Origin of the sequence: Caballeronia sordidicola (assembly GCF_001544455.2) — a bacterium.
GTDB classification, from domain to species: domain Bacteria; phylum Pseudomonadota; class Gammaproteobacteria; order Burkholderiales; family Burkholderiaceae; genus Caballeronia; species Caballeronia sordidicola.
The window spans coordinates 76,517-86,183 of the sequence record NZ_FCOC02000025.1 but is presented as its reverse complement, the minus strand read 5'-3'; the positions used below and the strand labels follow the sequence as shown (position 1 = coordinate 86,183).

General features: G+C 62.2%; 8 protein-coding genes. 1 reads left to right on the top strand and 7 read right to left on the bottom strand.

The window, feature by feature from the left end:
- Window positions 1–201: 201 nt before the first annotated feature.
- Window positions 202–1,650 (bottom strand): multidrug transporter subunit MdtD, encoded by a 1,449-nt coding sequence (gene mdtD, locus AWB64_RS26955; RefSeq protein WP_075643363.1) that lies wholly within the window; start codon window positions 1,648–1,650, stop codon window positions 202–204.
- A gap of 173 nt (window positions 1,651–1,823) precedes the next feature.
- Between mdtD and AWB64_RS26950 the strand changes: the two genes are divergently transcribed.
- Entirely contained in the window at window positions 1,824–3,227 is a 1,404-nt protein-coding gene (locus AWB64_RS26950; protein WP_099050605.1) for a CoA transferase, read from the top strand.
- 12 nt (window positions 3,228–3,239) lie between these two features.
- On the opposite strand, the gene AWB64_RS26945 is transcribed toward AWB64_RS26950, so the two are convergent.
- The 6 genes from AWB64_RS26945 to AWB64_RS26920 form a co-directional block, all read right to left on the bottom strand.
- Window positions 3,240–3,986, bottom strand: a complete 747-nt coding sequence (locus AWB64_RS26945) for a GntR family transcriptional regulator (RefSeq protein ID WP_060858466.1) — start codon at window positions 3,984–3,986, stop codon at window positions 3,240–3,242.
- A 106-nt stretch (window positions 3,987–4,092) separates the two neighbouring features.
- A complete protein-coding gene (locus AWB64_RS26940; RefSeq protein ID WP_060858465.1) occupies window positions 4,093–4,674 on the bottom strand; it encodes a DinB family protein in 582 nt (193 codons plus the stop codon).
- Window positions 4,675–4,795: 121 nt separating this feature from the next.
- Entirely contained in the window at window positions 4,796–6,010 is a 1,215-nt protein-coding gene (locus tag AWB64_RS26935) for an MFS transporter (protein ID WP_060858464.1), read from the bottom strand.
- A gap of 199 nt (window positions 6,011–6,209) precedes the next feature.
- Window positions 6,210–7,163, bottom strand: a complete 954-nt coding sequence (locus tag AWB64_RS26930) for a LysR family transcriptional regulator (protein WP_060858463.1) — start codon at window positions 7,161–7,163, stop codon at window positions 6,210–6,212.
- Window positions 7,164–7,296: 133 nt separating this feature from the next.
- Complete coding sequence (locus tag AWB64_RS26925) at window positions 7,297–7,947, bottom strand: 2-hydroxychromene-2-carboxylate isomerase (RefSeq protein ID WP_060858462.1); 651 nt, start codon at window positions 7,945–7,947, stop codon at window positions 7,297–7,299.
- A 74-nt stretch (window positions 7,948–8,021) separates the two neighbouring features.
- The gene (locus AWB64_RS26920) at window positions 8,022–9,485 is read right to left on the bottom strand and encodes a TAXI family TRAP transporter solute-binding subunit (RefSeq protein WP_060858461.1); all 1,464 of its coding nucleotides are present in this window, start codon (window positions 9,483–9,485) and stop codon (window positions 8,022–8,024) included.
- Window positions 9,486–9,667: the final 182 nt, after the last annotated feature.

The following is a 9,667-nucleotide window of genomic DNA, read 5'->3' as shown; positions in this document are numbered from 1 at the left end:
CGTGCACGCTTGGTCTCCTTAAGAATTAGCGGTTGGAAGGCGTTTTCTTTGCTTCGTTTCTTTTTCGCCGTTGGAAAAAGAAATGAAGTCCCGCCACGGACAGTGGCTAACAGTGCTAAAAAAATCAGCCAAAACAGAACGCGCGAAAGCCCAAAACGCAGCAACCCCCACCCAATCCCACCCTCAAGCGCCAGCGAAACCCTAATGCGCCTCCGAAGGATCCGTCTCCATACTCTTAACGGCTCGAATCTCCGGCGCAAGCTGCGCAAAAATCCACGCTGACGCGGCAGTAATCACGCCCACGCAAAGGAACGTAGCGTGAAAAGCGGGAAGTGAATTCGTCTCGGTGACCTTCGGCAAGATCCCTGTAAAAGTCGCAAGAACCGCCCCGGCGATGGTCACGCCAAGACTCATCGAAAGCATCTGCACGAGCGAAAACAGGCTATTGCCGCTGCTGGCGCCCCCCGTACCGAGATCCTTGAGCGTGAGCGTGTTCATCGCGGTGAACTGAATGGAATTGACGCCTCCAAAGAACGCCAACTGTATCAACCGCAACCAAAGCGGCTGCCCGGCGCTCGTGAGCGAAAAACTCGCCATGGTCAACCCGACAAGCACCGTATTCACGACCAGCACGCGCCGATACCCCCGCGCCATGATCAGCTTCGTCACAATGCGCTTGGACACCATCCCCGCTGCGGCCACGGGCAACATCATCAGGCCGGCTTCGAAAGCGGAATAACCCAGGCTGATCTGCAGCAGCAAAGGCAATAGATATGGCATCGCGCCGCTGCCAATCCGCGCGAACAGATTCCCAAGCAAGCCAACGCTGAACGTATGGATCTTGAACAGATCGAGCGAAAAGATGGGCTGCGGCACCCGCACCGCATGCAACCCGTAAGCGACAAAACAAGCAAGGCTCAGCACCAGCAACACAAGCACGATGGCGTGCTGCAAGCCAAGATCGGCGAGGCCATCGAGCGAAATGGTCAGCGCGACCATGCCAACGGCGAGCAGCAGATAACCGGCAAGATCGAAAGGCGCGGTGGCGGGATTGCGGCTATCGGGCATGAAAAGCCGGGTCGCAACGCAACCGATCACCCCCACGGGCACGTTGATCAGGAAGATCCAATGCCAGGACGCAATCTGCACGATCCAGCCGCCAAGCGTCGGCCCGATAAGCGGTCCAATCAGCCCGGGAATCGCCACAAACGACAACGCCGATAAATATCGCTCAGCGGGAAACACGCGCAACACGGCAAGCCGTCCGACCGGCAGCAACATGGCGCCGCCCACGCCCTGCACCACGCGATAGATCACCAGTTGCATCAGCGTATGGGCGTTCGCGCAGAGCAACGACCCAATGGTGAAGATCAGGATGGCGCTGAAGAACACGTGCCGGGTGCCGAATTTATCGGCGAGCCAGCCGGAAAACGGGATCACGGTCGCCATGGTCAGCGAGTAGGCAATCACAACGCCCTGCATGCGCAGCGGCGCTTCGCCAAGACTGCGCGCCATGGCAGGCAACGCCGTGTTGACAATGGTCGAATCGAGCGTCTGCATGAAGAAGCCGGTGGCGACGAGCCACAGCATGATCGTGAGCGCTTGCGGAGAAGGGGAGGATGCAACGTTCGAGCGGATTGTGACGGGCATGAAGGCGGCCGGCGGAAGGAGTGACGTGATTTTACGTGGATGCGCCAGAGGAGCGGGCAGCGATTTACCGGGCCCCGCAGGTAACGTGCCGCCTGCCTATACCACCCGGACGCCATACAATCGAGACTCGTACGAAGTGAGCATACTAAGTGAGCATCCTGAAAGGAGCCGCCATGAATTTCGCCTTGAATCCGCTTACGGCGCTTTGGCAACTCGCCGGCCGCAATGCCGAAACGCTCAGCTATCTCACGCTGTCCGGTGACGAACGGCAATTGCCGTCGGTGTATCGGGTGAGCGCGCTGGCCTCGGCGAGTATCGGCGCGGCGGCGCTCGCCGCCGCCGATTGCTTCCGGCAGCGCACGGGCCAGATGCAGCATGTCGAACTCGACGCCCGCCGCGCGGCAATTGCGTTTCGCAGCGAACGCTACCTGCGCATCAATGCCGATCCCGCGCCCGAGCTGCGCGATCCGCTGATGGGTTTCTACGAGACGCGCGATGGCCGATGGATCCAGCTTCATACGAACTTCAAGCATCATCGCGATGGCGTGGTAAAGCTGCTCGGCTGCGCGAACGATCACGCCGGCGTGAGCGAGGCGATCCGCGGTTGGGACGGCGCCACGCTCGATGAAGCGCTCGCCAGTGCAGGCCTTTGCGCCGCGCTGATCCGCACGCCGCAAGAATGGGCGACGCTGCCGCAAGCCCGGGCGATCGCCGAAACGCCGCTGCTCGAAATCATGAAGATTGGCGATGCGCCGCCTGAGCCCGTCGGCCAGCCTGACGAAGGCGGCATTCAACGGCCTCTATCCGGCGTCCGCGTGCTGGACCTGAGCCGCATCATCGCGGGGCCGGTGGCGGGGCGCACGCTTGCCGAGCACGGCGCGGACGTCCTCCTGATCAACGGTCCACATCTGCCGAACATTGCGCCGCTTGTCATCGATAACGGCCGTGGCAAGCGCTCCGCCACAATCGATCTGCGCGATGAAACCGGCCGCGAAACGCTGCGCGCGCTGTCGAAACATGCCGATGTGTTTCTGCAAGGCTATCGTCCCGGCGCGCTTCAGGACAAAGGCTTCGGCCCGGAGGAAGTCGCGAGGGACAGGCCGGGTATCGTGTACGTGACGGTCTCGGCGTATGGACACAAGGGACCGTGGTCGCAGCGCCGAGGGTTTGACAGCCTCGTGCAGTCGGCGAGCGGCATTGCGTGGACCGAAGCGCAAGCGGCCGGCCAGACGAACCCGCGTCATTTGCCCTGTCAGGCGCTCGATCACGCGACCGGTTATCTCGCGGCATTCGGCGCGATGACCGCGCTGCAGCGCCGCGCGGAGGAAGGCGGAAGCTGGCATGTCCGTGTGTCGCTCGCGGGGACGGGGCGCTGGCTGCAATCGTTGGGATTGATCGAAGACGGGCAGAAGATCCACGATCCGCAAATCGACGACGTTCGCGATGCGCTTCAAACCATCGAATCGCCGTTCGGCTCGCTCACGTGTACACAGCCGCCAGAACGCATGCCGATGACGCCGCCGTTCTGGAGCCTGCCGCCTGTGCCCATTGGCACGGACGAGCCGCGCTGGACATAGAACCGGGTCCGATTACTTCCGCAGCTCCGCGACGAAGTCGTAATAGTCGTTGCGGCAGTAGGTATCGGTGAGTTCGATCGGGCGCTGGTCGGCCGTATAACCTACGCGTGTGATCAGCAACAGCGCGTCGTGCGGCGCGATCCCCATTTGCGCCGCGATTTCATCGCTCGCATTCACCGCGCGAAAATGCTGCAAGGCGCGCACGATAGACAGATTGCGCTGCTCGAGAAAACTGTAAAGCGAATCGCCGACAGCTTGTGGATCAGGAATCAGCGCCGCCGGAAAGGTCGAATTTTCCACCGCCATGACAATGCCATCGGCCGTACGCAAGCGCCGCAAGCGTGCAACGGCCGCCGCCGGCGACAATCCAAGTTGGATCACTTCGTCGCGATTCGCGGGTTCGATCACGCGCGAAAGCCACTTCGAGCCGGGCGTGAAACCACGTCGACGCAGCATCTCGCTGAAGCTCGACAGGCGCGAAAGCGGGTCTTCATAACGCGGCGTGATGAACGATCCCGCGCCTTGCGTGCGTCGTATGAGTCCTTGTTCGACCAGCAGCGCAATGGCCTTGCGCGAGGTGATCCGCGATACCCCCAGCGCTTCCGACAGCACCCGCTCCGAAGGCAGCGCTTCGCCAGCGTTCCAGCGGTTATCGTGGATCGCGTTGCCGAGCTTGCGGGCGAGTTGCAGATAAAGCGGCGTGTCACTGTCCGGGTCCGGGCGCAAGTCGCGCCAGCGGTCTTCCGATGTGGAGTTCATAGAGCGCAGGAAGTGAGGACCAAGCGGCGATTCTAAGACAAGCAGCGCAACGGTGGTTTGGTTTCGTTCGCAATAGCAAACAGTCCGTTGCCGGTGATCCCGTGTTTCAGCCCCAGACTTGCCGCTCGCTCAGGCCCATTTCGGCGAGGTCGGTGGCGCGTAGCGCGGTGTCCATCTCGCAGAAGAATTCGTCGAGTTGTGGCGGCGCGACCGCGGTTGCCGAGAGCATGGCGTGCGCTTGCCCACGATGATGGATCTGATGCTGAAAGAGATGGCCGAGCAGCCGCGTGCGCGTTTCGCGCTGCGTGGCGCGCGGGCGTATGATCGTGACGGGGCGCTCGAGGGTGGTATCGGTGAGATGCTTGGCGTATTCAATCAGCCGATGATCCGCGAGCCGTTGTTCGCGCTGCAGGTCCGCACAGGCCGCGTAGTGTTCTTCCGGCTCGAAGAACGTCGCAATGTCGCCGTTCGGAGGCTTGCCGTGAAGTTCTCGCTCCAGTGCATCGATGTAAAGCCAGTCCACCGTCAGGTTGTGATTGAGCGTCGCCTTGATGGACGGAAAGAACCCCGTTCGGGGCGCGACGAACGCTTCCTGGCTTAGTTGCGAACACGCTTTCAACAAACGATGGTTCGCCCACGCGTTGTTATAAGCCATGCTGAGAAAATGGCGGGATAGCGGATTGGACATGAGCTTGGCTCCCGAAGCAGGATCGCCGGAAAATTATGGCATGCCTCGAAGTCCTGCCGGCCAATGCAAAACGTCCGCGTAAGCGGACGTTCTCAACGCGCTTTGCCGAATCGCCGAACCTTCAGGCCGTTGCCGCGCCGCCCAGTCCGCGCCCGGTGCGCATATACAGCGCGACCGTCAGCGCCACGCCTGCCGCCGATGCAATCGCCGCAAACAGGTACACGGAACTGAAGCCGAATTCGCCGGCGACATATCCGGCCAGCGGCCCGGTCACGCCCAGCGAAAGATCGAGAAACACCGAATACGCCGATAACGCCGCGCCCCGGCTCGCAGGCGGAACAAGTCCGACCGCTTCCACGCCGAGCGCCGGAAAGATCAGCGCGAAACCGAAGCCGGTCAGCGCCGCACCGGCCAGCGCGAAGGCCGGATCGGCGGCGAGCCAGAGCATCAGCAGGCCGACGCACTCGAACGCGAACGAGACAATGGCCACGCGAAAACCGCCAAACATCTTGATGGTGTTGGCGAACAACAGCCGCGCGCCGACGAACATCGTACCGAACACGGTCAGCGAAAGCGCTGCGTTCGGCCAGTTATGCGCGGCGTAAAAGAGCGTGATGAACGTGGCAATGGACCCGAATCCCGCCGATCCCAGCGCGAGCCCCATGCCGTGCGGCAATACGCGAAAGAACACGCTGCGGTACGACATGCGCTCGCCGTGAACCACCGGCACGGGCCCCATGCGCGTGGCGAGCCAGTAGCCGAGGCCGCCGAGCGCAATCACGAACGCGCCCAGCGATGCAAATCCGAGCGCGTGCTCCATCGCCACGCCAAGCGGCGCGCCAAGCGCGAGCGCGCCGTAGGTCGCAATACCGTTCCACGAGATCACGCGTCCGCTCTGGCTGGGCCCGACCCGTCCGATACCCCACGTGATCGCGCCCGTTCCGACCAGACTCTCGCCGAAACCGAGCACCAGGCGGCTCACGATTAGCAGCGCGAGACTCACCGGATGCCACTGTTCGGCGAGCGCGGCGCAGAGCAGGAGCACGCCGCTGATCGCGCAGGCGGTCAGTCCGCGCAGCACGGTCTGCTTCGGGCCGATGCTGTCGGCGGCGCGCCCCGCGAGCGGACGCGAAGCCAGGGTCGCGAAGTACTGCACGCTGATCGCCACGCCCGCCATTATCGATCCGTAGCCGAGGTCCAGATGCACGAAACCCGGCAACACCGCGAGCGGAATGCCAATGGTCAGGTAGCAAATGAACGTGAAAACGACGACAGCGACAATTCGCCCGGTAATGGCGAAATCGGCACGGCGGGACAACGGAGCTTCGGTGGACATTGGGGTAAGTGCGGGGTTGATATTGCTGAAAAAGCGTGATTTTCCCACAGGTTTGGCCGCGGCGTATGGTCTGTGCGATATTTCTGCAGTCTCTTAATGCGCGGAGATCCTTAACCAGCAAGGGATTGGCGGATTTTCGCGGTCCCATTAAAAGTTTGCTGCGGCGCGGAATCGATACCGAAAACGAAATTCCTACCGCTTAATCCGGCGCAGGTTGGCCGGTAAGCTCCTGGGAAACATCGGTCATCAAGGCTTGCAGCCAGGTCAGATCGGTTGGGCGGCTGACATCGGGCAGGGACATCAAATAGCTTTCGATAGGCGGAAATTCGATCGGCGACTCCATCACCACGAGCGGCAACAGCGCTGCATAGTGCAAGGCGAAGCGGCGTGTCGCGGTGAAGATCAGGTCGGATTGCAGCAGCGTTTGCGGCACGAGACCAAAGTAGGGCAGCGTGACCACCACGCGCCGCTTGATGCCGGCGCTCGCCAGGCCAATATCGATGGGATGCCGTTTCGCCCCGCTATAAGCGGTCGGCGCGAGGTGCGCGGCAAGCGCGTAACGCGCGGCTGTCAGCGGTTCCCGCGCGAGCGGATGCCCACGCCGCATGAGGCACACGAAGCGATCGGTGAAAAGCGCGCGGCGGGCAAAACGCGGTTCCGGGTTTTCCCAGTTGCCGACAACCAGATCGAGATCGCCGTCGTCCAGCGCGCGTTCGTGATCGAGCGTGGGACTGAGCGATTCGATTTCCAGCCGCGCATTCGGCGCCGCCGTGCGGAATGCGCGGATCATCGTCGGCATGAAAAAGTCGTTCAGATAATCCGGCGCGGCCACACGGAACGTGCGTCGCGAGGTGGCGGGATCGAAGACGCCATGGGGCGTCGCGACGAACTCAACGTCGCGCAGCGCGCGCTGCGTGGCGGGCAGCAGGGACGCGCCATACTCGGTCGGCACCATTCCCTGCTTGCCGCGTACCAGAATTGGGTCGCCAAGAAGGTCGCGCAGACGCCGCAGCGCCGTGCTGATGGCCGGCTGGGTCTGGTTTAGTCGCAGCGCGGCTTGCGTGACGCTGCGCTCGGTCAGGAGCGTCTGCAGGACGCGGATCAGCCAGATATCGAGGGAATCGGTCGATGCTGAATCGTCGGGATCGTTCATTGGCGAGGAGCTCGGGCGGGCCCATACGTGAAACATGGCGATGCACGCCGGAGCCGCTACGGTAAGCCCGGCCCGTCCCGCGCGCCATAGCGTGGCCGCTATGCGCGGGATAGGAGCAGTTGCCTGAGCCGCGTTAGATTTGCGGCGCGGTCCTCGGCAGGTTGCTGATGCGCTGTACTTCGGCGCCGTCGAGCCAGTTTGGCGACCGGGCCACGTAGAGCGCCATCGGCAAGGTGTCTTCGCCCCAGAACAATTGCTGGTTCACCACGAAGGTCGGCACGCCGAACACGCCGAGTTCGATCGCCCGCTCAACGTTTGCCTGCAGCGTCGCCTTGACATCCTCGAGTTCGATCATTTTTGCGCCGTCGGGCAGACCGACATGGCGGCAGAGATCGTCGAAACCTTCTTCCGTGGATGGATCGCGGCCTTGTTTCCAGATAAACCGGAAAATCTCGCGGATACAGCCAATTTCCCCGCCCGACGCCACTGCCAGCCGCAGCGCCTTGCTGGAATTGAACGGATGCGACGGCGGCATCTTGAACGGAATGCCCAACTGTTCGGCCCGAAACAGCGCGTACCGGTACATGAAGACGCGCTTGGGCGGGATGGAGCCGGGCATCGGCTGGCCCCAGTGCTTGAGCAGCAACAGGTAATCGATCGGCAGCACCTCGAACGGCATGTTCGGCCACTTTTCATGCTGTTCCAGCAACAGATACGAAAAGGGAGAATTGAAATCGAAAAAAAAGTACGGCTGGCGCGGATCGGTGGAAGGCGAGGCGCTCATCTGAATCTCCCTGGCATGTGGTGCCCTTCACGCGGCACCTGAAATTCAGGTTGCCGTCGTTTCAGCTTTCGATATTACGTGGTGTGCTGAACGCTGTCTGCCTGTGTGTCGCGCGCGGCGCTTTGAACGAGGGTCAAACGCTGCCGTACGAAGCCGATATGTTCCCGCAGCACATAGAACTGGTCGGCATAGGCGAGCGGCATTTTCATCTGATTCACCTTTCCTTCAATGTCGTCCAGACGCTCGATCAAGGCGTCGCGCTGGACGGTGTCCGGGTCGGTCATCGCTTCGCGCTCGATGGCGATCAGCGCGCCATAGATCTTGTAGATGCGCGATCTCACGCGCCACCGGTAAAGTCCCGGCACGAGCCGGAAGCCCGGGATCAGCACCACGATAATCGGCACCAGCAGCACGATCACCCGGTCCGCCAGGCTCGCGATCCAGAACGGCAAGGTTCTATACAGGAAGCCCTTGCCGGATTTGTAGTAACGCTCGGCGTCGTCGCTGATGCGGAACTCGTGCGCGAGCGGCGCGGGGAATTCGTTGGCCGACTGCATCAGGTTCGCGCGGCCGTGGACTTCCTTCGCAGCTTCGATCAGGAGGTCGGAAAGCGCCGGGTGCAGGCCGTCCCGGGCAATCAGTTCGGCGGTGGGCGCGATCAGTCGGATGCGATGCGCGGGCAGGTTTTTGGCCAGATCGAAGGCGCCCATCGGCAATTCGAGCACCTTCAGGTAGGGAAAGCGGCGCGCGTAGGCGTCGGCCTGGGTGAAGTCGAAGAAATGGATGCCGGGCGTCCTGTACAGCTTGCCCATGGTCGGCGGCTGCGCCGAATCGCCCGTGAGAAACGCGGCGTCGATAGTGCCGTTCGTCAGCGCGTCAGCGGCGGCGTCGCCCGCGAGCGGCAGCAATTCGGTGTCGCCGCCCGGTTCGATGCCGTTCGCTTTCAAGACCGCCAGCGCGAGCGCCCGGGTGCCGCTGCCTTCGGTGCTGATGGCAAGGCGCTTGCCCTTGAGTTCGGAGAGCCGCGTGAGCGGCGCCCCGCGATAGAACACCGCCAGCGGCACGTACGACACGCTGCCGAGCGAGACGAGGTTCTCGCGTTTGTCGGCCGCGCCCGATGACGCTCCGCCCGGCACGCCGGCGGCGGCAGCCGACATGCCGCCTTGCACGAAACCCACGTCCACGTTCGAATTCGGATCTTCGAGTTTCTGCAGGTTATCGAGCGATCCTTGCGATTCCAGCACGTTCAGCGTGATGCCGTTGCGCGCGAGAATCTTCTTGTATTGCTGGGCGTTGTTCCAGAAGGAACTGCCCTTGGTTCCCGCCGACATGGTCAGCGTGCTGGGCGGCGCGGGCTGGATCAGGCGCACGGCAAGATAGATGGCCGCCGCGCTGACCAGCAGGATCGGACCGAATGACACCGCGAGATCGCGCCAGGAGATGGCGACGAAACGCGCCATGGAAGGCTTGATGCGCCGGGCGCGCGATTTTGGCGGAGCGTCCGGAGCGGAAGGTTTCTGGCCGGGAGATTGGATCATTGTCGAGTGCGTTGAAGCGGGGCTTGAAGCGCCACGCCAAACCATTAAAGCCGCGAGTCTTTTAAATACGGAAATAAAAAAGCGGATAAGGAAAAGGGAAAACCCTTATTCACTAAACACAGGGGTTATTCGGTATTCGCGTGAATATCGCCGGGAGAATGCAAGGAGAATGGGCGCACTGC